General features: G+C 74.2%; 21 protein-coding genes and 3 tRNA genes. 14 read left to right on the forward strand and 10 right to left on the reverse strand.

Annotated features, from left to right (window positions below):
- Window positions 1-91: 91 nt before the first annotated feature.
- Together purQ and purS are read right to left on the reverse strand one after the other, a co-directional pair.
- The gene (gene purQ, locus BM237_RS27535; RefSeq protein ID WP_093852468.1) at window positions 92-769 is read right to left on the reverse strand and encodes a phosphoribosylformylglycinamidine synthase subunit PurQ; all 678 of its coding nucleotides are present in this window, start codon (window positions 767-769) and stop codon (window positions 92-94) included.
- Complete coding sequence (gene purS, locus BM237_RS27540; protein WP_093663089.1) at window positions 766-1,032, reverse strand: phosphoribosylformylglycinamidine synthase subunit PurS; 267 nt, start codon at window positions 1,030-1,032, stop codon at window positions 766-768. Before purS ends, purQ begins: the two co-directional genes overlap by 4 nt.
- A gap of 334 nt (window positions 1,033-1,366) precedes the next feature.
- On the opposite strand from purS, the gene BM237_RS27545 reads away from it, so the two are divergent.
- The 8 genes from BM237_RS27545 to BM237_RS27580 all read left to right on the forward strand — a co-directional run bounded on the left by BM237_RS27545 (window position 1,367) and on the right by BM237_RS27580 (window position 6,114).
- Complete coding sequence (locus BM237_RS27545) at window positions 1,367-1,720, forward strand: histone-like nucleoid-structuring protein Lsr2 (RefSeq protein WP_093852469.1); 354 nt, start codon at window positions 1,367-1,369, stop codon at window positions 1,718-1,720.
- Window positions 1,721-1,821: 101 nt separating this feature from the next.
- Window positions 1,822-1,893 (forward strand) — tRNA-Gly (locus BM237_RS27550).
- 74 nt (window positions 1,894-1,967) lie between these two features.
- Window positions 1,968-2,040, forward strand: a tRNA-Gly gene (locus BM237_RS27555).
- Between the two features lie 166 nt (window positions 2,041-2,206).
- A complete protein-coding gene (locus BM237_RS27560) occupies window positions 2,207-3,202 on the forward strand; it encodes an ABC transporter ATP-binding protein (protein ID WP_093852470.1) in 996 nt (331 codons plus the stop codon).
- On the forward strand, window positions 3,199-4,023 hold the full coding sequence (locus BM237_RS27565) for an ABC transporter permease (RefSeq protein ID WP_093852471.1): 825 nt from the start codon (window positions 3,199-3,201) through the stop codon (window positions 4,021-4,023). Before BM237_RS27560 ends, BM237_RS27565 begins: the two co-directional genes overlap by 4 nt.
- A 16-nt stretch (window positions 4,024-4,039) precedes the next feature.
- Window positions 4,040-5,350: a sensor histidine kinase gene (locus BM237_RS27570; protein ID WP_245794082.1), complete on the forward strand. Its 1,311-nt coding sequence runs from the start codon at window positions 4,040-4,042 to the stop codon at window positions 5,348-5,350.
- Between the two features lie 71 nt (window positions 5,351-5,421).
- On the forward strand, window positions 5,422-6,018 hold the full coding sequence (locus tag BM237_RS27575; protein WP_093852497.1) for a response regulator transcription factor: 597 nt from the start codon (window positions 5,422-5,424) through the stop codon (window positions 6,016-6,018).
- Between the two features lie 23 nt (window positions 6,019-6,041).
- Window positions 6,042-6,114 (forward strand) — tRNA-Gly (locus tag BM237_RS27580).
- Window positions 6,115-6,231: 117 nt separating this feature from the next.
- Here BM237_RS27580 and BM237_RS27585 read toward each other — a convergent pair.
- The 4 genes from BM237_RS27585 to purD form a co-directional block, all read right to left on the reverse strand.
- Window positions 6,232-7,146 carry a phosphoribosylaminoimidazolesuccinocarboxamide synthase gene (locus BM237_RS27585; RefSeq protein ID WP_093852472.1) on the reverse strand — a complete coding sequence of 305 codons (915 nt, stop codon included), beginning with the start codon at window positions 7,144-7,146 and terminating at the stop codon, window positions 6,232-6,234.
- A 135-nt stretch (window positions 7,147-7,281) separates the two neighbouring features.
- Window positions 7,282-8,760, reverse strand: a complete 1,479-nt coding sequence (locus BM237_RS27590) for a N,N-dimethylformamidase beta subunit family domain-containing protein (RefSeq protein ID WP_093852473.1) — start codon at window positions 8,758-8,760, stop codon at window positions 7,282-7,284.
- Between the two features lie 197 nt (window positions 8,761-8,957).
- Window positions 8,958-10,616, reverse strand: coding sequence for a hypothetical protein (locus BM237_RS27595; RefSeq protein ID WP_093852474.1), 1,659 nt, complete (start codon window positions 10,614-10,616; stop codon window positions 8,958-8,960).
- 244 nt (window positions 10,617-10,860) lie between these two features.
- Window positions 10,861-12,168 (reverse strand): phosphoribosylamine--glycine ligase, encoded by a 1,308-nt coding sequence (gene purD, locus BM237_RS27600; protein ID WP_093852498.1) that lies wholly within the window; start codon window positions 12,166-12,168, stop codon window positions 10,861-10,863.
- A 388-nt stretch (window positions 12,169-12,556) separates the two neighbouring features.
- Here purD and BM237_RS27605 point away from each other — a divergent pair, with 388 nt between their 5' ends.
- A complete protein-coding gene (locus BM237_RS27605) occupies window positions 12,557-13,306 on the forward strand; it encodes an SLATT domain-containing protein (RefSeq protein ID WP_425443748.1) in 750 nt (249 codons plus the stop codon).
- 37 nt (window positions 13,307-13,343) lie between these two features.
- Here the strand turns inward: BM237_RS27605 and BM237_RS27610 are convergent, their stop codons facing one another.
- Together BM237_RS27610 and BM237_RS27615 are read right to left on the reverse strand one after the other, a co-directional pair.
- Window positions 13,344-13,994, reverse strand: a complete 651-nt coding sequence (locus BM237_RS27610; RefSeq protein WP_093852476.1) for a putative DNA-mimic protein — start codon at window positions 13,992-13,994, stop codon at window positions 13,344-13,346.
- A 70-nt stretch (window positions 13,995-14,064) separates the two neighbouring features.
- Window positions 14,065-14,718 (reverse strand): GntR family transcriptional regulator, encoded by a 654-nt coding sequence (locus tag BM237_RS27615; protein ID WP_093852477.1) that lies wholly within the window; start codon window positions 14,716-14,718, stop codon window positions 14,065-14,067.
- Window positions 14,719-14,882: 164 nt separating this feature from the next.
- Between BM237_RS27615 and BM237_RS27620 the strand changes: the two genes are divergently transcribed.
- Together BM237_RS27620 and BM237_RS27625 are read left to right on the forward strand one after the other, a co-directional pair.
- On the forward strand, window positions 14,883-15,494 hold the full coding sequence (locus BM237_RS27620; protein ID WP_093852478.1) for a DJ-1/PfpI family protein: 612 nt from the start codon (window positions 14,883-14,885) through the stop codon (window positions 15,492-15,494).
- Entirely contained in the window at window positions 15,491-15,964 is a 474-nt protein-coding gene (locus tag BM237_RS27625; RefSeq protein ID WP_093852479.1) for a MarR family winged helix-turn-helix transcriptional regulator, read from the forward strand. Before BM237_RS27620 ends, BM237_RS27625 begins: the two co-directional genes overlap by 4 nt.
- Before the next feature lie 158 nt (window positions 15,965-16,122).
- Here BM237_RS27625 and BM237_RS27630 read toward each other — a convergent pair whose 3' ends face one another.
- Window positions 16,123-17,406, reverse strand: a complete 1,284-nt coding sequence (locus BM237_RS27630; RefSeq protein ID WP_093852480.1) for an adenylosuccinate synthase — start codon at window positions 17,404-17,406, stop codon at window positions 16,123-16,125.
- A 304-nt stretch (window positions 17,407-17,710) separates the two neighbouring features.
- Between BM237_RS27630 and BM237_RS27635 the strand changes: the two genes are divergently transcribed.
- Complete coding sequence (locus BM237_RS27635) at window positions 17,711-18,577, forward strand: diacylglycerol kinase (protein ID WP_093852481.1); 867 nt, start codon at window positions 17,711-17,713, stop codon at window positions 18,575-18,577.
- A 48-nt stretch (window positions 18,578-18,625) separates the two neighbouring features.
- Here BM237_RS27635 and BM237_RS27640 read toward each other — a convergent pair whose 3' ends face one another.
- Window positions 18,626-19,174: a GbsR/MarR family transcriptional regulator gene (locus tag BM237_RS27640; RefSeq protein ID WP_093852499.1), complete on the reverse strand. Its 549-nt coding sequence runs from the start codon at window positions 19,172-19,174 to the stop codon at window positions 18,626-18,628.
- 96 nt (window positions 19,175-19,270) lie between these two features.
- On the opposite strand from BM237_RS27640, the gene BM237_RS27645 reads away from it, so the two are divergent.
- Window positions 19,271-20,227, forward strand: a complete 957-nt coding sequence (locus BM237_RS27645) for an ABC transporter ATP-binding protein (RefSeq protein WP_093852482.1) — start codon at window positions 19,271-19,273, stop codon at window positions 20,225-20,227.
- Window positions 20,224-21,861: an ABC transporter permease gene (locus BM237_RS27650; protein WP_093852483.1), complete on the forward strand. Its 1,638-nt coding sequence runs from the start codon at window positions 20,224-20,226 to the stop codon at window positions 21,859-21,861. The genes BM237_RS27645 and BM237_RS27650 overlap by 4 nt, the downstream gene beginning before the upstream one ends.
- The last annotated feature ends 11 nt before the right edge of the window (window positions 21,862-21,872 follow it).

Raw genomic sequence — 21,872 nt, forward strand, 5'->3', positions numbered from 1 at the left:
ATCGCGCCCTTTCGATGAGCTTCTCCGCCCGCACGACGCAGAGGTGCGGGCATCGGGGCCGTCTGCGGCCCGGTGGTCGTGCGTACGTCGCTCATGCGGTGACCAGCTTCTTCAGAACCGAGGTGAAGAATCCCAGCCCGTCGGTGGTGGGCCCGGTCAGGGCCTCGACGGCGTGCTCGGGGTGGGGCATGAGGCCGACGACGTTGCCGGCCTCGTTGCAGATGCCGGCGATGTCGCGGCGAGAGCCGTTGGGGTTGACGTCCAGGTAGCGGAAGACGACCCGGCCGGTCGCCTCCAGCTCGTCCAGGGTGCGCTCGTCGGCGACGTAGCCGCCCTCGCCGTTCTTGAGCGGGACGGTGATCTCCTGGCCCCCGGCGTAGTCGGACGTCCAGGCGGTGTCCGCGTTCTCCACGCGCAGCCGCTGGTCGCGGCAGACGAAGTGGAGGTGGTCGTTGCGGGTGAGCGCGCCGGGCAGCAGGTGCGACTCGCACAGCACCTGGAAACCGTTGCAGATGCCGAGCACCGGCAGGCCGGCGCGGGCCTGGTCGACGACCGTCTCCATCACCGGCGAGAAGCGCGCGATGGCACCGCAGCGCAGGTAGTCGCCGTAGGAGAAGCCGCCGGGGAGGACGACGGCGTCCACCTGGTTCAGGCTCTTGTCGCGGTGCCACAGGGTGACCGGCTCGGCGCCGGCGAGGCGGATGGCGCGCCGGGCGTCCACGTCGTCGAGGGAGCCGGGGAAGGTGACGACTCCGATGCGGGTCGTCATGCGGGGGTCACCTCTTCGCGCTCCTCGACGCGCACGGTGAAGTCCTCGATCACGGTGTTGGCGAGGAACGTCTCGGCGAGCTGGTGGATGCGGGCGAGGGCGTCGTCGTCGACCGGACCCTCCACCTCGAGCTCGAAGCGCTTGCCCTGGCGGACGTCCGAGATGCCCTCGTAGCCCAGCCGGGGCAGCGCACGCTGAACCGCCTGGCCCTGGGGGTCGAGGATCTCCGGCTTGAGCATGACGTCGACTACGACGCGAGCCACAGGTACTCCCGGTGGGTGTTGGTGCTGGAGGCTGCCGCTTCAGCGTACCCGGCGGAAAATTCTACTCGCGTAGATATGAGACGCTTCGGTCACGGTCGGGTATCGGCGCACCGGAAAACACCGGGAAGTACTGCCCGAATCGGCGCCGGAAAAGTAAAGTCGCGTTCGCGGCATGACACGCGGGCGATAATTCAACCGCTTCACCAGACAATGCCTGCCGCTGTACAAAGGAAAGGGCATTGACACCGATCGCCGGGAACACCGATATCACCGCACGTCAGGAAGCGGTTTCGAAGTGTTTCCGTATGCGATCCTCCCGAAAGGACCGATATCCGTGGCACAGCGTGTGGTGGTCACACTCTCCGACGACATCGACGGCGGGGAAGCATCGGAAACGGTCGCCTTCGGCCTCGACGGCAAGTCGTACGAGATCGATCTCAACCGCGAGAACGCGAAGAAACTGCGCATGGGCCTCGCCCCCTTTGTGCGGGCCGGCCGCAAGCGGGCCAGGTCCGGGAAGACGTTCCAGCACACCTCCGTCGCGCCGGACCCGTCCGCGGTGCGGGCCTGGGCCCGGTCGCACGGCTTCGAGGTGCCGCCGCGCGGCCGCATCCCCAAGAAGGTCTACGAGGCGTTCGACGAGGCCCATGGATCCGCCTCCGGCGCCGCTCCCGGACAGTCGCGCTGAGCCCGCCTCCGGGCCGACTTGCCAGGCACCCCGGGTGATCGGCTAGAGTCTGGAGCACACCGCCGGGGGCGGCCGGAAACGGCCGGAACCAAGGTGGTCACGCGGGTGTAGCTCAGTAGTAGAGCGCCCTCTTTCCAAGAGGGAGGCGCAGTGTGCGATTCCTGTCACCCGCTCCGCTCACTCCATCGGGTCTCCGGGATCGGGTAGAGTGAAGGCGCGCCGCTCGGTGAGAGCCGGGAGGTCGCACGCGGACGTAGCTCAGTTGGTAGAGCGCAACCTTGCCAAGGTTGAGGTCGCGAGTTCGAGCCTCGTCGTCCGCTCGGGGAAAAGGCCCCGGTCCCTCAGGACCGGGGCCTTCCTCATGCTTCGTGTGCATAACGTCACACCCCCTCATCTCCCCCCGCCCATCGGCCGATTGACATTTGTCACGCGCGCTCGTGACAGCCCGCACTGCTCCCGCTCCCGGCCCCGCGCGACCCTGGTGGCATGGAGATCGGAGAGCAGGTCATCGAGGTGAGCGGGCTGCGGCGGCGCTACGGCCCGGCGAAGGGGGACGGCGGCTTCGATGCCGTACGGGGGGTCTCGTTCTCCGTGGCGCGCGGCGAGCTGTTCGCGCTGCTGGGGACGAACGGCGCGGGCAAGACCTCCACCGTCGAGTTGCTGGAGGGGATGGCCCAGCCCAGCGGCGGCCGGGTGCGCGTGCTCGGGCACGACCCGTACCGCGAGCGGGCCCGGGTGCGGTCGCGGATCGGGGTGATGCTCCAGGAGGGCGGCTTCTCCTCCGACCTGACCGTCGCCGAGACCGCGCGGATGTGGGCCGGCTGCACCAGCGGGGCCCGTCCGACCTCGGAGGCGCTGGAGATGGTGGGCCTGGCCCCGCGTGCGGACGTACGCGTCAAACAGCTCTCCGGCGGTGAACGGCGGCGGCTGGACCTGGCCATGGCCCTGCTCGGCCGGCCCGAGGTGCTCTTCCTGGACGAGCCGACGACCGGACTGGACGCCGAGGGGCGGCGGGAGACCTGGCGGCTGGTGCGGGAGCTGCGGGAGGGCGGTACGACCGTGGTACTGACCACGCACTACCTGGAGGAGGCCGAGGAGCTGGCCGACCGGCTGGCGATCATGCGGGCGGGGCGGATCGTCGTCTCCGGCACGCCCGCCGAGGTCACCGCCTCTCGCCCGTCCCGGATCCGCTTCACGCTGCCCGAGGGGGTGCCCGCCGCCCGGCTTCCGCTGTCGCTGAAGGCCGCCGAGCACGGGCGGGGTGTGGAGATCCGCACCGACCGGCTGCAGGAGTCCCTGACCGAACTCCTGCTGTGGGCACGGCAGGAGGGCGTGGCGCTGGCGGGTCTGGACGCACGCTCGGCCTCCCTGGAGGAGGCGTTCCTGGAGATCGCCCACGGCGGTGGCCCAAACGCGGCGGAGGGCGACGGCACGGCGGAGGACGACGGCACGGCACGACTGGCGAAGGCGGGAGCACGATGAGCGCGACGGACACCGGGAGCAGGACGGGCGGCGGTGGCGGGGCGGCGGCCGGCGGGGCGGCGGCCTCCCTGGGCCGGCTGCGGTCGCTGGCCCGGGCGGAGCTGACACTGCTCGTCCGCAACCGCACGGCCATGTTCACCGCCCTGCTGATGCCGCTGGCCATGGTGCTGTTCATGCGCTCCACGGTCGAGCAGGCGCCGCTGGAGGGCACCGGGCTGAGCGTCACCGATCTGGTGATGACCAGCGGCATCCCGATGGTGCTGATCCTCGTCGTCTATCTGAACCTCATCCCCGCCTACGTCTCCCGCCGCGAGGAGCTGGTCCTCAAGCGGCTGCGGACCGGGGAGCTGCGGGACTGGGAGATCCTGGCCGGCGCGGCGCTGCCGGTGGTCACCGTGGCGCTGGCGCAGTGCGCCGTGCTGGTCGCGGCGGGCGCGGCCCTGCTGGAGATGACGCCGCCGGAGAGGCCGGACCTGCTGGTGGTGGGCGTGTTGCTGGGCGCCGCCCTGATGGTGCTGACGGCCGCCGCGACGGCCGTGATCACCCGGACGACGGAGAGCGCGCAGATCACCGCGCTGCCGCTGCTGATGGTCTCGCTGGTCGGCTCGGGCATGTTCGTCCCCCTGGAGGCCATGCCGGAGCGGGTGGCCGACGTCCTGCGGCTGCTGCCGATGAGCCCGGTGGTGGATCTGGTGCGGTACGGCTGGCTCGGCGGCGGTGAGCCGGGCGAGGTGCTGCGGACACTGGGGACCGCCGTGGCCTGGGCCCTGGTGTCGGTGTTCGCTGTACGACGGTGGTTCCGCTGGGAACCGCGTCACTGAGGTGCGAGGAGCGGGTGTGACGGTGGCGGTCGAGGAAGGCGCGCTGGGCTGGGTGGAGCGGATACGGCGGTCCAGCGGGCCGGTCCGCTTCCACCAGTACACCCGCTTCACGCTCTACGGTTTCGCCGCCTGCGAGGCGGGGCTGCTGGCCTTCTGGTACACGGCGCAGAGCGGCGGCGTTCCCCTCTGGGCCGCCGCCACTCTGATCGCGCTGATCACGGCGCACTCCGTCTGTCATCTGCTGCTGTGCCGGGCCGGGCTGCGGTACTACCTGGGCTCGGCCGAACGGCCGAACGTCCTGACCGCGGTGTACGTCGGGCTCACGGCCTTCGGTGTCGCCGCTCTCCACGCCTCGGTCGGGGCCGGAGTGCTGGATCCGGGGGCGGTGGCCGCCAGCTCCTGGCTGCTGATGTTCCTGGCCGGGCCGGTGCTCCTGGCGCTGTCGATCCGGCAGAGCGTCCTGGTGACGGCGGTGGTCATCGCGGGTTCGGCGCTGTCCGTCGCGGCACTGGACCTGCCGGCGGAGCAGACGGGGTATCACGCGGGCTCCGCCGTCGTCGGCGCCGCCCTCTTCGGCTTCAGCTACCGGTGCTCGGGCTGGATGCTGCGGGTGGTCAACGAGCTGGAGGCCGCCCGGGAGACCCAGGCGCGGCTGGCGGTGGCCGAGGAGCGGCTGCGGTTCGGCCGGGACCTGCACGACGTGCTGGGCCGCAACCTGTCGGTCATCGCGCTCAAGAGCGAGCTGGCCGTGCAGCTCGCTCAGCGCGGCTCGCCCTCCGCCGTGGACCAGATGACCGAGGTGCAGCGGATCGCGCGGGAGTCGCAGCGGGAGATGCGGGAGGTCGTACGCGGCTACCGGGAGGCCGATCTGCACACCGAACTGGTCGGCGCGCGCGGGGTGCTGAGGGCGGCCGGGATCGACTGCCGGATCGACGACAGCGGCAGCGCGGAGCTGGCCGAACCGCTGCAGTCGGCCCTGGGCTGGGTGGTCCGCGAGGGCACCACCAACGTGCTGCGGCACGCCGACGCCCGGCGGTGCACGGTGCGGCTGCGCGTCGTGTCCGGGGGCGTGCGGGGCGGGCGGGGCACCGGGCCGGTCGCCGAGCTGGCGATGGAGAACGACGGCGCATCGCAGCCCGGAGCCGCCGCGGGAGGCGCCGCGGGAGGCGGCTCCGGGCTGGCCGGGCTCCGCGAACGCCTGGCCGCGCTCGGCGGCACACTGACCGGTGAGCGCGGCGCGGACGGCGTCTTCCGGCTGACGGCCCGGGTGCCGGCGCAGACGTCCGCCCGGCGGGACGGCGAGGGACACGGGGAAGGGGAACGGTGAGCGACCACGAGCGGGGCGGTACGGACAGTGGCGTCACGGACGGCGGCGCGGGAGGCAGACGCCGCGTACGGGTGCTGCTGGCCGACGACGAGCACCTGATCCGGGGCGCGCTGGCCGCGCTGCTGGCGCTGGAGGACGACCTGCTGGTGGTGGCCGAGGCCGCCTCCGGGCCCGAGGCGCTGGCGATGGCCCGCGCCCACCGGCCCGACGTGGCGGTGCTGGACCTCCAGATGCCGGGCAAGGACGGTGTGGCGGTCGCCACGGAGCTGCGTGCCGGTCTACCCGCCTGCGCCACCATGATCGTGACCGGGCACGGCCGCCCGGGGCATCTGAAGCGGGCCCTGGCCGCGGGGGTGCGGGGCTTCGTGCCCAAGACCGTCTCGGCGCAGCGGCTGGCCGAGATCATCCGCACGGTGCACGCCGGCAACCGCTATGTGGACCCGGAGCTGGCCGCCGACGCGATCAGCGCCGGGGACTCGCCGCTGACCGCCCGCGAGGCCGAGCTGCTGGAGCTGGCGGCGGACGGGGCGCCGGTCGCGGAGATCGCCGCGCGGGCCGCGCTGGCGCCGGGGACGGTCCGCAACTACCTGTCGTCGGCCGCCGCGAAGCTGTCGGCGGAGAACCGTCACGCGGCCGTGCGCATCGCACGCGAGCGGGGTTGGCTATAGTAGGAGCGCACCGAACGGAGCACGCGGACGTAGCTCAGTTGGTAGAGCACCACCTTGCCAAGGTGGATGTCGCGAGTTCGAGTCTCGTCGTCCGCTCAGGGAGAAGACCCCGGTCCCTCACAGGACCGGGGTCTTCCGCGTGTGGAGCCCTCCTCCCGTGCGGGCGGGCCTGCGGACGGGGCGGGCCGTGCGGCCCGTCCCCCGTTCCGCCGGTCAGCTCCAGCGGGTGCCCGTCAGCAGCTCGTACGCCTCGATGTAGCGGGCGCGGGTGCGCTCGACGACCTCGGCGGGCAGCTCGGGCGGCGGGACCTCGCCGCCGCGGTCCCAGCCGGCGGCCGGGGAGGTCAGCCAGTCGCGGACGATCTGCTTGTCGAACGAGGGCTGGGAGCGGCCCGGCTCCCAGCGGTCGACGGGCCAGAAGCGCGAGGAGTCCGGCGTCAGCACCTCGTCGGCGAGCATCAGCCGCTCCCCGCCGTCACCCTCCACGGCCCACCCGAACTCGAACTTGGTGTCGGCCAGGATGATGCCCCGCTCCCTGGCGATGTCGCGGCCCCGGGAGTAGACGGCCAGGGTGAGCTGGCGCAGCTCGGCGGCGGTGTCGGCGCCGACCCGGCGGGCGACCTCCTCGTAGGGGACGTTCTCGTCGTGCTCGCCGACCTCCGCCTTGGTGGCCGGGGTGAAGATGGGGGCGGGCAGCTCGGAGCCGTCCACCAGGCCCTCGGGCAGGGCCAGGCCGCAGACCGTGCGGCTCTGGCGGTACTCGGCCAGGCCCGAGCCGGTGAGGTAGCCGCGGGCCACGCACTCGACCGGGACCATGCGCAGAGAGCGGCAGACCACCGTGCGGCCCGCCCAGTCGGCGGGGGCGCCGGGCGGCAGCTCGGTGGAGAGCACATGGCCGGGCACCAGGTCGGCGAGCTGGTCGAACCACCACAGGGAGAGCTGGGTGAGGACACGGCCCTTGTCGGGGATTTCCGTCGGCAGCACCCAGTCGTAGGCGGACACCCGGTCGCTGGCGACCATCACCAGATCCCCCGCCTCGTTCCGGTACAGGTCCCGCACCTTGCCGGTGTGCACGTGCACCAGACCCGGCACCTGTACGGGTTCGGGCTTCTCTACGAATCCGGTCACGGCTCCTCCTGTGGCTTGGTCCAGGAGTTCCGATTCTCCCGTACCCCCGCCCTCCCCACCGGCCGGGGTCGGACGGACGGGTGGGGGCGTACCGCGCGAACAGCCGTACCCGGACGGGCCGGAGGGGGCGGGCGCTCAGGGGCGCTTGCAGATGTGGTCCAGGAGGTTGGCCGTGGCCCGCTGGATGCGGGGGTCGGTGTGGCCGGGGCGGTCCAGGGCCGGGGACCAGGCGAAGGTGCCCGAGGCGAAGACCAGGGCGCCGCCGGGCGCCTCGTACAGGGACGTCTCCTGGTGGCGGCGGGTGCCGGAGGCGTCCCGGTAGGGCGAGTGGGCGAGCAGGATGCGGCCGGTGTGCGGGGGCAGGGCGGTGCGCGGGAAGTAGCGGTCGGCCTCGCCCGCCACCAGGCCGGGCAGTTCCTCGCCCTCCGCCGCCCCGGTGGCCTCCCACAGCCAGTGGGAGGTGTTGCGCACGACCATCGGGTGCGGCCGGGGCACCTGGCCCGCGTACTGGACGCCCAGCACCTGCTGTTCGGGCTCGCCCCGGTCGCGCCAGCGCCGCGGGCGGCCCGGGCCGCGGCGCTTGCGGCAGGTCATCAGCCGGTCGGGGGCCCCGGAGGGTGAGGGGCTCAGCTCGACCTGCCAGTACATGGTGTTGGCGGAGAGGAACACCAGCGAGGTGCCGCTGTCGCGGGCCTTCTCCACGGCGCGGCGCATGGGCGCCGACCAGTACTCGTCGTGGCCGGCGAAGACCAGGCCGCGGTAGCGGGAGGGGTCGACGCGGCCCGCGTGCAGATCGCGGGTGTCGGCGTAGGCCAGGTCGTAGCCGTAGCGCTCGGCCCAGCGGATGAAGTCGTAGGCGTGGCCCACGTGCAGGGGCAGGCCCGCGCCCGCGTACGGCCGGTCGAAGGAGACGGTGACGGCCGCGTCCTCCTCCCCCAGCAGCCGCCCCTCCCCGTCCCAGGCGTGGTAGAGGCTGGCGCCGGTGCGGCCGTCCTCGGGGAAGAGGTTGTACGCCTGCCAGGTGACGTCGGGGATGACCAGCAGCAGGTCGCCGGGGCGTTCGTCGCGGACGGTGAAGGGGATGTGGGAGCGGTGGCCGTCGGCGGTGGTCAGCACGGCCACATGGGCGCCGGTGCTCCAGTAGTCCGGGATCTGGAGCCGCCAGGAGAGCCACCAGTGGTGGCAGGAGACGGTGCGGTCGGCGGTCAGGGGCGGGGGCTGGACGATGCCGGACAGCCGGGGGCTGGTGGTGATCTTGGTTGCGCCCTCACCGCCGTAGTGGCCGATGCGGTAGACGTCCACGCCGAAGGGCTGGGGCGGGTTGACCGTGATCCGGAAGTCGATGGACTCGCCGGGCGAGACCGCGCTCTCGGAGGTGAAGCCCTTGATCTGGCAGTGCACGTCGTCGGCCGCGCGCGGGCCGCCACCCGCCCCGGACGGGGCGTGTCCGCCGTCCAGGCTGCTGTGGTCGAGGTACCAGGGGACGACGTGGCCGGTGTCGTCGAAGTAGTGCTCGCCGCACCGCAGCCAGGGCAGCGGTCCCTGCCCGAACGGATCGGTGACCGCGTGCGCGAGAGCTCCCGACTCCCAGCGCCGGATCTGCTCCGTGCCCACCTGTGTCTCCCCTCCCTGTGTCCGCTCCCGCGATGCCGTGCACCAGCACATCACATAAAGCGAACACCTTGTCACCCTTTGTCGCCCAATGGCCGGGGACCTGGCCGAACACGTCTCGAACACGAGGTACGGGCAGCGGCCGGAGGGAAGGGCCGGAGGCGGTCCGGGCGCCGCGGAGCGACCGGACCGCCTCCGGCTCAGACCAGGCGGATGGGCTTGTCGGGCCGTACGCCGACGGCCGCCAGCCAGTCGAGCAGCGGCCGGGGGTCGCCGTCCTCGGCGAGGGCGAGGACGGGCCGGGCCAGATCGGCCCGGCGCTCGCCGTCGACGAACAGGGCGGGGCCGTCCAGCCAGTCGAGCCCGGGGGCCGCCCCGGCGGTGTCCACGGCCGCGCAGCACACGGCGGCCGTGATGTGCTCGGCCAGCAGCTCGCGTCCGGAGCGCGGCGGCTGGAGGGGGAAGCCGCCGCCGGGCGGGAGGAGCGCGCCGTCCCCGCCGGGGACGGGCAGGGGGATCGCGCCCGCCTCGCGGGCGGCGCCGGCCCGGGCGGCCTCCTCGCGGGCGAGGTCGGCGCCGATCCGGGCGGCGAGCGCGTCGGCGCCGCCGCCGGACGGGGCGTCCGGGCCGCCCGGGCCGTGCGGGGCCGCCTCGCCGGCCAGCCGGTCGACCAGCTCGGCCAGCGTCGGGTTCCCGTCGGCCCGCAGCGCCGCGAAGAGACGGGCGGCCTCGGAACGCCAGATGCGGTCCACGACCTCCTCCGGGTACCCCTGCCAGTCCACCGGGGCCCAGTCGGGACCGGGCTCGGCCGGACCGCCGTGGAAGAGGCGCGCGGCCAGCAGGGAGACCTGGCGGTCCACCTCGCCGGGCTCCTCCAGCAGGTCGCAGGCGGGGCGCTCGCCCAGCCGGGTGGCGAAGCCCTCGGCCAGCCGGTCGCGCCGGGACAGCTCGGTGAGGGCGGAGACCACGCCGGCGTCCAGCCGGGCGGGCCAGCGCCCCGTGCGCCAGGCGGGCAGCGCGACCCGGGTCAGCAGCCGGTCCCAGCCGGCGTACGCCAGGCCCACCTGCTCCTGGGCGACGACCCGCAGGCCGTAGTCGACCGTCTGGGCCCGCACCGCGGCCGCGGCGGCGACCATGCGCTCCATCTCCGCGGCGTGGGAGGCCCCGGCGCGCAGCAGCAGCCGGGAGATCCAGCCGGTGAAGTCGTACGCGAGCCGCCTGGGCGCCGGGCCGCGGGCCGCCACGGCGACCGCGGCGGCGGCGTCCAGTCCGCGGACGAAGCGCCGCGCGGCGGCGATGTCCGGGTGGGCGGACGGGCCCGTGCCGGCCACGATCGGGGCGAGCAGCGCCCGCAGTTCGGCGACCCGCATCCACCACAGGAAGGGGGAGCCGACGACGAGCACGGGGGCGTCCGCGCCGCGTGCCGTGCCGGGGAGCGGCAGACGGCGGCCGCGGGTGGTGTGCGCCCGGTCCTCCAGCCAGCTGTCGCAGTCCGGCGTCAGGGCTATCGCCGAGGGCGCCGGGACGTCCAGCCGGTCGGCGAGATCGCGTATCAGCCGGTACAGGTCGGGGGCGGCCGACTCGTCGATCTGCACGGTGGGGCTGACCGCCGGGCGCGCCCGGGCGATCACGGCGGCCACGCCCGCGGCCGCGGCGAGCACCGGCACGGCGACGGCCGCGGCCGTCCAGCGCAGTGCGTCCCAGCCGTCGCCGCGGAGGTGGCCGGTGGCCCCTCCGGCCAGCAGGACGACCGCCGCGGCGGCGGGCAGCAGCGCGGCGCCCAGCGCGGCGCCGCGCACCCTCAGGACCGCCAGTGCGTGGTCGCGCGCCGAACGCGCGCCCGTCTCCGGTACCGCCACGAGTCGCTCACCCCCTTGCCGTTCCCCCGCGCCTGCCGTCACTCCCCCACTGTGGCACCGGCAGGCGGCACCGCAATGTGCGGTGGGCCACTTGCCGGAGCCGTCCGCGGGAACCCTAGTCGGCGCCTGCGGGGCCGTCAGCCGGATGAGGAAGCGGTCACTCGATGGAATGGCTTTGGGTAAAGCTGGGTGCGGAAATCCGCTCGCCGGGGTGTCCGGACGGGTGTCCGGACCGGGCGCCGGCTCAGGCCTCCCCGGCGGTCGTGGCGGTCGTAGCGGTCCCAGCGGTCCCAGCGGTCTCGGCCCCGGCGGCCTCGGCCGCGATGTCGCCGCGGTGGTGCGAACCGGCCAGCCGGATGCGGGCCACCGCCCGGTAGGCGTGCTCGCGCGCCTCGGCGAGACCGGCCCCGGTGGCCGTGACGGACAGGACCCGGCCGCCCGCGCTGACCACGCGTCCCTCCTCGTCCAGCCGGGTGCCGGCGTGGAGGACGTACGCGGTGGGGGCGTCCTTCCCGGCGACCTCCTCCAGGCCCTCGATCACGTCCCCCGTGCGGGGGGAGGCGGGGTAGCCCTCGGAGGCGACGACGACGGTGACGGCCGCGTCGTCGCTCCAGCGCAGCGGGGGGAACTCGGCCAGGGCGCCGGTGGCCGCCGCGTACAGCAGGCCGGACAGCGGGGTCTTCAGCCGGGCCAGGACGACCTGGGTCTCCGGGTCCCCGAAGCGCGCGTTGAACTCCACCACGCGCACCCCGCGCGAGGTGATGGCCAGACCCGCGTAGAGCAGCCCGGAGAAGGGGGTGCCGCGGCGGCGCATCTCGTCCACGGTGGGCTGCAGGACGGTGGCCAGCACCTCGTCGGCCAGCTTGGGGTCGGCCCAGGGCAGCGGCGAGTAGGCGCCCATGCCGCCGGTGTTGGGGCCCTCGTCGCCGTCGTGGGCACGCTTGAAGTCCTGGGCGGGCCGCAGCGGTACGACGCACTCGCCGTCGGTCACGGCGAACAGGGAGACCTCGGGGCCGTCCAGGTACTCCTCGATCACCACCTGCTCGCAGCCGCGGGCGTGGGCGCGGGCGGCCTCCAGGTCGGGGGTGACGACGACGCCCTTGCCCGCCGCCAGCCCGTCGTCCTTGACGACGTACGGAGGCCCGAAGGCGTCCAGCGCGCGGTCGGCCTCCTCGTCGGTGGTGCACACGTAGGAGCGGGCGGTGGGGACCCCGGCGGCGGCCATGACCTCCTTGGCGAACGCCTTGGAGCCCTCCAGCCGGGCGGCCTCGGCCGACGGGCCGAAGACGGCGATGCCGCGCCCGCGCACGGCGTCGGCCACCCCGGCCACCAGCGGGGCCTCCGGCCCCACCACGACGAGGTCGGCCTCCAGCCCGGCGGCCAGTTCGGCCACGGCCGGGCCGTCGAGCGCGTCGACGGAGTGCAGGGTCGCCACCTGGGCGATCCCGGCGTTGCCGGGCGCGCAGTGCAGCGAGGTGACGTCGGGATCGAGGGACAGGGAGCGGCACAGGGCGTGTTCGCGGGCGCCGCCGCCGATGACGAGGACCTTCACGCCCTGCACCCTATCCGCCCCTTCCCGGGCCCCGGCGGGCCTGCCCGGAGGGCGGACGGCGGGGGACCGCCGGGAGGCCGGCGGGCGCCTGCCGGACGCGGCCGGGGGACCGGTGTCGTCGGCATGGCGGCGGCGTGGTGGCGGGGCGTCGTCGGGGCGGCGGGGCGTCGTCGGTGGTCAGGGGCGCGGGACGGCAGCCGAAACACGCTTCTCACCCCATCGGGTGAGGAAAGCGGGGCCTGTATACCCAATCGGGATGCACGTATGGGCGGAAATACCGCGAAGGCCGAGAGGTCTCCCACTTTTGGGGGTAGGAAGGGGCACCGAGCGGTCCGAGGGAGGTCCGTCCGCGAATGGATCCGAGCGAGGGCTTTGTTGGGAGTGGCGGGTGAGTCAGCCGGAGATGCGCCCCGGAACGGGCGGCGGCACGGGCGGCGGCACGGGGCGGGGCGAGCACGGGGACCTGCTCGGGCGGCCGTTCCCCCTGGGGGACTGGGGCGAGCCCGCCGAGCGCCTGGACGAGCTGTACCGGTGGGTGGAGAACGGGGCACTGGAGGTCGTGGAGTGGTACCTGGCCGACCGGGCGCGCAAGCGCCGGTGGGCCAGGTCGCTGCGGGCGGGGACCGCCACGGGACTGGCGGCCGGGGGCGTGCTGCCGCTGCTGGAGCTGGCCGGCGGAGTGCGGGGCGCGGCCCTGTGGGCGTTCCCCGCGCTGCTGCTGGCGGCCGTGTGCGCGGGGTGCGACCGCTGGTTCGGGCTGACCTCGGGCTGGATGCGCGGCATCGCCACGGCGCAGGCGGTCCAGCGGCGGCTGGAGATGCTGCAGTACGACTGGGCGTCGGAGAGCGTGCGGGAGGTGCTCGGACCCACCGAGGGCACGGCGAGCGAGGCCGCCGAGCGGTGCCTGGGGGTGCTGCGGCGCTTCTCGGAGGACGTGACCGAGCTGGTGCGGGGCGAGACCGCCGCCTGGATGGTGGAGTTCCGCTCCGGTCCGGCGCCGCTGCACACCCAGTCGCTGACCTCCTCCGCCTGGAGCGCGCGCACCGCGCAGGCCGCCGCGCAGCCGTCCCGCTTCTCGATGCCGCCGGGCGTCCGGCCGAGCATGCCCCGGCAGCGGCCCCCGGAGGGGCCGCGCTGACGGCGGATGGCGGCGGATGGCGGCAGCCGGTGCCGCGTCAGCCGAAGAGGATCATGGAGCTCTGTGCCAGGCTCCGGGTGGCCGCGGCGTGCAGCCCCAGCCAGACGTGGCGCTCCCGCGCGAACGGCCCGCCGTCGTACGCGGGCGCGGCCGCCGGTTCCTCCAGCTCCGTGGGACGGTCCGGGGGCGTCGGGGCGGGGGGCGGGTTGGCGGGGTCGACGCCCAGGTGGGGGGCGACCGCCTCCAGCTCGCGCAGCAGCCCGTGGCTGGAGCCCAGCGGGCCGCCGCCGGCGAGGAGTTCGTCGTCGGACAGCGGGTGGGCGAAGTCGAGGGGGACGTACGCGCCGGCGTGGTCGTAGTGCCACACCAGGTGCGACTGCTGGGCCGTCGGGGCGAACATCTCCAGCAACTGCTCGTATTCGCCGCCGAGTTCGTCGACCGGAGTGACCTCCAGGCCGCAGAGCTGGAGCATATGGGCGCGGCGCAGGAGGTGCAGCGCGTCGTAGTCGAAGCCGGCGACCGGCGCCACGTCGCCCGACAGTCCGGGCATGTAGCCGTGGACGGGGACCGGCGGCAGCCCGGCGGCGCTCAGTGCCCTGTCGTAGGACGCGAGTTCCTCGGCGAAGGGGTTGTCGGGGCTGTGGCACAGCACGTCGACGAGCGGCACCAGCCAGAGGTCACAGGCCAACGGGTGCTCCAATACGGCGGGCGGCGGGTGGCGGGTGCGGAGCGGACTCCGGGCGCAACAGCGTAGTCGCTCATTCCAGCTTCTCCACGAGGGCGAGGCAGCGCTCGTCGCAGGCCGCGACGAGGCGCCCGGCCGCCGTGTCGTCCCCGCGCCCGACCGCTTCGGCCAGCTCGCGGTAGCCGGTCCACAGCAGCTCCCGCAGGCCGGGACGCTCGCGCAGGTGCGGCACGGCGAAGACCCAGCACTGCACGCGCAGCCGGTCCAGGAACTCGGTTATGTAGGGGTTGCCCATCAGTTCGCCCAGCTCCCGCCAGAAGCGCAGGTCGTAGCCGATGAGCACGTCCAGGTCCCCGGTACGGGCGGCCCGCTCGGCGGCCTCGGCACGGCGGCGCACCGAGACCAGCCGTCCGTCACCGGGGGCGGGCCGGTCCGGGCCGCCGGGTCCGCGGAAGACGCCCTCGGCGACCAGGGCGCGCGCCTGGACCATGGCCCGGTAGTCGGCGGGGGTGAAGACGTGGACACGGAAACCCCGGTGCTGCTCCACGTCCAGCAGGCCCTGCGCGGACAGGTCGACGAGCGCCTCGCGCACCGGTGTGGCGGAGACGCCGTACTGCTCGGCTATCTCCTTGACCGTGAAGCCCCGGCCGGCCGGGAGGCGCCCGGCGAGTACCTCGTCGCGCAGCGCGTCCGCGATCTGCGCGCGCAGTGTGCTGCGCTGGATCACGGGCGCCTCCTCACGGCTTCGAACGTCCGGGCGCCGGCGCCGTCCCTCATCCGCCCCCCCCTTTTTTCCGGGGGTCAGCCTAGCGCCCACCCTTTGACAGCATCCTGTCGAAGTGACAGCATGTTGTCATAAGCGCCCCGGCGATCGGCTCCGAGGAGAGCGCCATGGAACGCAGGACCGTGCACGTCGCCGTCTACGACACCTTCGCCGACTGGGAGATCCCCTACGCCACCACCGCCCTGACCGGCGCCGGACACCGTGTGGTGTACGTCGGCGAGAGCGGCGAGCCCGTGATCAGCATGGGCGGCATGCAGGTGTCGCCCGGCCTGTCCGTCGCCGACCTGCGGCCCGCCGAGAGCGCGCTGCTGATCCTGCCGGGAGCGGACGCCTGGGAGAAGGTGCTCCCGCCCTTCGCCGCGGCCGCCCGCGCCTTCCTGGAGGCCAAAGTGCCCGTGGCGGCCATCTGCGGGGCCGTGACCGGGCTGGCGAAGGAGGGGCTGCTCGACGACCGCCCCCACACCGGCGCCGCCGCCGAGGTGCTGGCCGCCACCGGCTACCGGGGCGGCGGCCACTACCGCGAGACCGACGCCTGCGCCGACGGGGACCTGATCACCGCCGGACCCACCGAGCCGGTGGCGTTCGCCCGCGAGATCCTGGCCCGGCTGGAGGTGTACCCGCCAAAGGTGCTGGACGCCTGGTTCCGGCTGTTCCGGCACTCCGACGCGAGCGCCTACGGGGTGCTGGCGGCCCATGAGGGCGCGAGCGGGGCGGCGTGAGCGCCCACGAGCTGCTGTCGGACACGGCACCGGCCGTCTTCCGGCTGAACGGGCAGTTCCTGTCCGCCGCCGAGCGGCTGGCCCGGCCCGCCGGGCTGACCGCCGCCTGGTGGCAGGTGCTCGGCGCGGTGCTGCGCGAGCCGCTGCCGGTGGCCGGCATAGCCCGCGCCATGGGCGTCACCCGGCAGAGCGTGCAGCGCGTGGCGGACCTGCTGGTCGAGCGCGGCCTGGCGGTGTACGAGCCCAACCCCGCGCACCGCCGCGCCAAACTGCTCGCCCCCACCGGGGAGGGCCGTGCGGCGGTGGACCGGATCACCCCCGGCCACGCGGAGTTCGCCGCGCGGCTGGGCGAGGCGCTGGGCGGCGAGGAGGCCTTCGCCGAGGTGCGCGACGCGCTGGAGCGGCTGTCGAAGGCGCTGGACGGCCTGGAGGCGCCGGGCGCGGACGGCACCGGCCCGACGGGGATGTGAGCGCGGGGCCGCGCATCGGCCCACGCATCGGTCCACGCATCGGTCCACGCATCGGGGGCCGCGCCGTCGAGTACGGCGCGGCCCCCGATGGGTGCGGTCGGCGGGAAGGGCCCCGGCCGGAGTTCCCCGGTCAGGTTTCCCCAGGCAGGTTTCCCCGGTCAGAGGAACGAGTTGATCTGGATCGTCTCGTCCCGGCCCGGGCCGACGCCGATGGCGGAGACCGGCGCGCCCGACATCTCCTCCAGCGCCTTCACATAGGCCTGCGCGTTCTTCGGCAGGTCGGAGAACTCCTTGGCCCCCGAGATGTCCTCGGACCAGCCCGGCAGCATCTCGTAGACCGGCTCGGCGTGGTGGAAGTCGGTCTGGTTGTAGGGCAGCTCGGTGACCCGCCGGCCGTCGATCTCGTAGGCGACGCAGACCGGGATGCTCTCCCAGCCGGTGAGCACGTCCAGCTTGGTGAGGAAGAAGTCGGTGAGCCCGTTGACGCGGGTGGCGTACCGGGCGATCACCGCGTCGAACCAGCCGCAGCGCCGGTCGCGGCCGGTGGTGACACCGCGCTCGCCGCCGATGGTGCGCAGCTTCTCGCCGTCCTCGTCGAACAGCTCGGTCGGGAACGGCCCGGCACCCACGCGGGTGGTGTACGCCTTGAGGATGCCGATGACCCGGTCGATCCTCGTCGGGCCCACCCCCGCGCCGGTGCAGGCGCCGCCGGCCGTCGGGTTGGAGGAGGTCACGAAGGGGTAGGTGCCGTGGTCCACGTCCAGCAGCGTGCCCTGACCGCCCTCGAAGAGGACGACCTTGTCCTGATCGAGCGCGTCGTTGAGCAGCAGGGTGGTGTCGCAGACGTAGCCGCGCAGCGCGTCCGCGTAGCCGAGCAGTTCCTCGACCACCTCCTCCACGGCGATGGCCCGGCGGTTGTAGAGCTTGGCGAGGATCTGGTTCTTCTGGTCGAGGGCCGCCTCGACCTTCTGCGTCAGGATCGACTCGTCGAAGAGGTCCTGGACGCGGATGCCCACGCGGTTGATCTTGTCCGCGTACGTCGGGCCGATGCCGCGGCCGGTGGTGCCGATCCTGCGCTTGCCCAGGAAGCGCTCGGTCACCTTGTCCATCGTGGTGTGGTACGGCGTGATCAGGTGCGCATTGCCGCTGATCAGCAGCTTGGACGTGTCCACGCCGCGCTCTTCGAGCCCGCTCAGCTCGGAGAGCAGGACCGCCGGATCCACCACGACGCCGTTTCCGATCACCGGGACGCAGCCCGGGGAGAGGATGCCGGAGGGGAGGAGGTGGAGCGCGTACTTCTGGTCGCCGACGACGACCGTGTGGCCGGCGTTGTTGCCGCCCTGGTAGCGCACCACGTAGTCCACCGAGCCACCGAGCAGGTCGGTGGCCTTCCCCTTGCCTTCATCACCCCACTGAGCGCCGAGCAGCACGAGTGCGGGCACAGGCGTACACCCCTTCCGGCCGGGGCATGTCCAACGTGCGTGTCGGCCGTGAACCGGACGCGCTGACAAGAACCGTCGGACCGGTGCCCCGAATCGACGAAACCCCTGGCCGCAACAGCGACAGGGGCTCTTGCACCGAGAGATTACCGGACTCCTCCGACGGGAGGCGAACGCGACGACCCCCGGCCGCACCCCCGCCGATCCCGCCGTCCGTACCCACCACAGCCAACTCCCGTCCGCGGCCGCCGATTCCGGCCGCCCCCGGTGGCCGCAGGCGGCCGGGACGACCTAAGGAAGGACCGAGGTGCCGGTTCCGCATCCACTGCTCGTGCTCGTCGACCCCCTCGCCCGCCGTACGGACGGGGAGTCCGTACGGATCGCCAGGGACGTACTGGCCGCGGGCTCCCCCGGAGTGAAGGTGTGCCTGCCGGACGGCCCCGAGGAGGCCGCGCGGGCGCTGGCCCGCCGGGGCCGCCGACGCCCGGTGGTGATAGGGGACGACCGGGCGCTGCTGCGGGCGGTGCGGCTGCTGCACCTGGAACGCGGGCTGGCGCACTGCGCGCTGTCGGTGGTGCCGGTGGGGCGGCCGGGATCGGTGGCGCTGACCGGGACGCTGGGGGTGCCGCTGGACGCGGTGCGGGCGGCGCGGACGGTGCTGGAGGGCCGGGAGAGACGCTTCGACCTGCTGATAGACGACAGCGGCGGGGTGGTGCTGGGGGACCTGCGCATCCCGCCGCTGCACGGGGAACGGGAGCGGCGGGGCGAACCGGGCGGTCCGTCGCGCGGGCCGCTGGGCCGCTGCCGCTCCCTGGTGCGCACTCTGGCCCGGCCCGCGCCCGGCCCCGGGGCGGCACGGCTGCGCGTCGAGGCCGACGGGGTGCTGCTGACCGACCTCGACAGCCCGGTGGAGCGGGTCTCGCTCACCCCGGGCGGCGGTCTGGTGGACGTGGTCGTGCGGCGGCGCCCGGAGGACGGCCCGGTGCGGGCGCGGGCCCGCACGGTCACGGTCTCGGGGCCGCACTTCCGCTACCGCGCCGACGCGGTGGTCTCCGGTCCCGTCCTCACCCGCACCTGGACGGCGCACCCCTCGGCGCTGCGCCTGACCGTGCCGCCGGCCGACCCTCCGGTCGTGCCGCCGGGCGTACCGCCCCAGCGGCCCTCGCCCGCCTGAGGCCGCCCCGGGTTCCCGGGAGCCGGGCGGGCGCACCGGCCGGGCGCCTCAGGAGGGTGCGGAGTCCCCGCCGTGGGCGGCCTCGCGGTGGGCGTGCCAGCGGTCCAGCATCATGGCCAGCTCCCGCCGTATGAAGTCGAAGAACTCCGCCGTCTCGGCTATGCGGCGGCCCGCCGGGGTGTCGGGGCCGACGGCCTTGAGGCCCTGGTCGAAGGTGGCACTCCAGCGCCCGAGCAGCGCGTCGCGGTCGGTCATCGCCTCGTACCAGGCGTCCGCGTGCACCCGGTAGCGCTCCCGGCGCGAGCCCGGTTCCCGTTCGCGGGTGACCAGATGGACCTGGGAGAGGTAGCGGATGGCGCCGGAGACGGCGGCCGGGCTGATCCGCAGGCGCTCGGAGAGCTCGGCGGAGCCGAGGGTGCCGGAGTCCTCGGTCAGCAGGCAGGCGAAGACCCGCGAGGCCATGCGCTGCATGCCCGCCTCGGTCAGCTCGGCGGCGAAACGCTCGACGAACTCGGCGACCTCGGGGCCGTAGGGCCGCGTGTGCGGGCCGACGGCCCGCTCACTCGACTCGTTCGGCTCGTTCGGCTGTTCACTCACCACCACGGGCCCCATCCTTCCAGGCCACGAGCGCCTGGGCCATCCTGGCCGTTTTCTGTCTTCACAAATTTCTGAAATTAGAGTAACTTCGCAGGCATGACCAAGGCAACCACCGCCATCTCGGTCTCCGGTCTCGTGAAGACCTTCGGCCGCACCCGTGCGCTCGACGGACTCGACCTGCACGTCGAGACCGGCGAGGTCCACGGCTTCCTCGGGCCCAACGGCTCGGGGAAGTCCACCACCATCCGCGTCCTGCTGGGCCTGCTGCGCGCCGACTCCGGCACCACCCGGCTGCTGGACGGCGACCCCTGGCGGGACGCCGTCGAACTCCACCGCCGCGTCGCCTACGTGCCCGGCGACGTGACCCTGTGGCGCAACCTCTCCGGGGGCGAGGTCATCGACCTCTACGGGCGGCTGCGCGGCGGGCTCGACACCCGGCGCCGCGGCGAGCTGCTGGAGCGCTTCGAGCTCGACCCCACCAAGAAGGGCCGCACCTACTCCAAGGGCAACCGGCAGAAGGTCGCCCTCGTCGCCGCCTTCGCCTCCGACGTGGAGCTGCTGATCCTGGACGAACCGACCTCCGGGCTCGACCCGCTGATGGAGGGGGTCTTCCGGGACTGCGTCGCCGAGGAGCGCGACCGGGGACGGACGGTGCTGCTGTCCAGCCACATCCTCAGCGAGGTCGAGGCGCTGTGCGACCGGGTGAGCATCATCCGCCGGGGCGTCACCGTCGAGAGCGGGTCGCTCACCGACCTGCGGCACCTGACCCGCACCTCCGTCAGCGCGGAGCTGGCGGACGAGCCGGACGGGCTGTCCGGCCTGCCCGGCGTCCACGACCTGTCCGTGCGGGGCCGCCGGGTGCGGCTCCAGGTGGACACCGACAAGCTGGACGGTGTGCTGCGGCGGCTCGCGGAGACCGGCGTGCGGAGCCTGACCAGCACCCCGCCCACCCTGGAGGAGCTCTTTCTGCGGCACTACCAGGACGAGCCGGGGAAGCCGGGGGGCCTTGGGAACGGCGCCGCGGCCGACGGCGAGGAGGTCGTGGCGTCATGACCGCCGTCGCCCAGCCGGCGGCGGCCGCCCGCCGCGACGGCTCCCGCCGCGACCTGGCCGGCACCGGCACGCTGCTGCGGCTCGCGCTGCGCCGCGACCGTGTGCTGATCCCGGTGTGGGTCCTGCTGCTGACCGTGCTCGCCGTGCAGAACGCCGCGGCGGTCGAGCAGTTCTACCCCACCGCCGCCGAACGCGCCGAACTGGTCGCCTCGATGAACGCCAACACCTCGATGCGCGCGGTGTACGGCCCGGCCTTCAGCAGTTCCCTGGGCGGTCTGGCCGTCTGGGAGATGCTCACCATCGGCAGCGTGCTCATCGCCATCATGAGCATGATCATCGTGGTGCGGCACACCCGCGAGGAGGAGGAGACCGGCCGCCAGGAGCTGATCTCCGCCGCGATGGTGGGCCGCCGCGCCCCTCTCACCTCCGCCCTGCTGGCCGCGGCGATCGCGAACTCGGCCGTCGCCGCCCTCGTCGCGCTCGGCCTGACGGGCGTCGGACTGCCCGCGGGCGGATCACTGGTCACCGGGCTCGCCCTGGGCGGCACCGGACTGGTCTTCGCCGCGGTCGCCGCCCTGGCCGCGCAGCTCACCGAGAGCGCCCGGCTCGCCAAGGGGCTGACCGGCGCCGTACTGGGCGCCGCCTTCGTGCTGCGGGCCGCCGGGGACTCCGGCACCACCGACGGCTCCTCCCCACTGGCCTGGGCCTCCCCACTGGCCTGGGCGCGCAACGCACGGCCGTTCGCCGATGAACGGCCCTGGGTGCTGCTGCTGTCCCTGGGCCTGGCGGCGGCGGTCACGGCCGCCGCGTACGAGCTGGCCGGGCGGCGCGACATCGGCGCGAGCTTCCTGGCCACCCGGCCCGGACCGGCCGCCGGCCGGATCAACGGCCCCTACGGACTGGCCTGGCGGCTCCAGCGCGGCTCGCTGCTGGGCTGGGGCACCGGACTGGTGCTCGCGGGGCTGGTCTTCGGCGCCATGGCCGAGGGGGCGGGCGACCTGCTCGGCGACAACGAGCAGAGCCGCGAGATCATCGAGCGGATGGGCGGCGCCTCGGGCATCACCGACGCCTTCCTCGCCGCCATGGCCGGGCTGTTCGGCATGATCACCGCGGTCTACGCGGTGGGCGCGGTCCTGCGGATGCGCGGCGAGGAGACCTCCGAGCGCGCCGAGCCGATCCTGGCCGGCGCGGTGCCCCGGCTGCGCTGGGCGGCCGGCCATCTGCTCTTCGCCTTCGCCGGATCGGCCGTCCTGCTCGCTGCCTGCGGTCTGGCCATGGGGGCGGGCTACGGACTGGCCGCCGGGGAGCCGGGTGCGGTGTGGCGGGTGACCGGCGCGGTCCTCGCGCAGGCGCCGGCGGTGTGGGCGCTCGCCGCGGTGGCGGTGCTGCTCCTGGGCGCCGTGCCCGGGGCGGCCGCGGCGGCGTGGGGGCTGGTCGGCGGCGCGCTCGTCATCGGCTGGCTCGGCCCCGCGCTGGACCTGCCCCGGGCGGTCATGAACCTCACCCCGTTCACGCATCTGCCCAAGCTGCCGGGCGGGGATCCGGCCGCGGCGCCGTACCTGTGGATACTGCTGGCCGCGGCGGTGCTGACGGCGGCGGGGCTCGCCGCGTTCCGCCGCCGCGACATCGGCTGAGGCACCGGCGG

Origin of the sequence: Streptomyces mangrovi (assembly GCF_900114215.1) — a bacterium.
GTDB lineage: Bacteria > Actinomycetota > Actinomycetes > Streptomycetales > Streptomycetaceae > Streptomyces > Streptomyces barkulensis.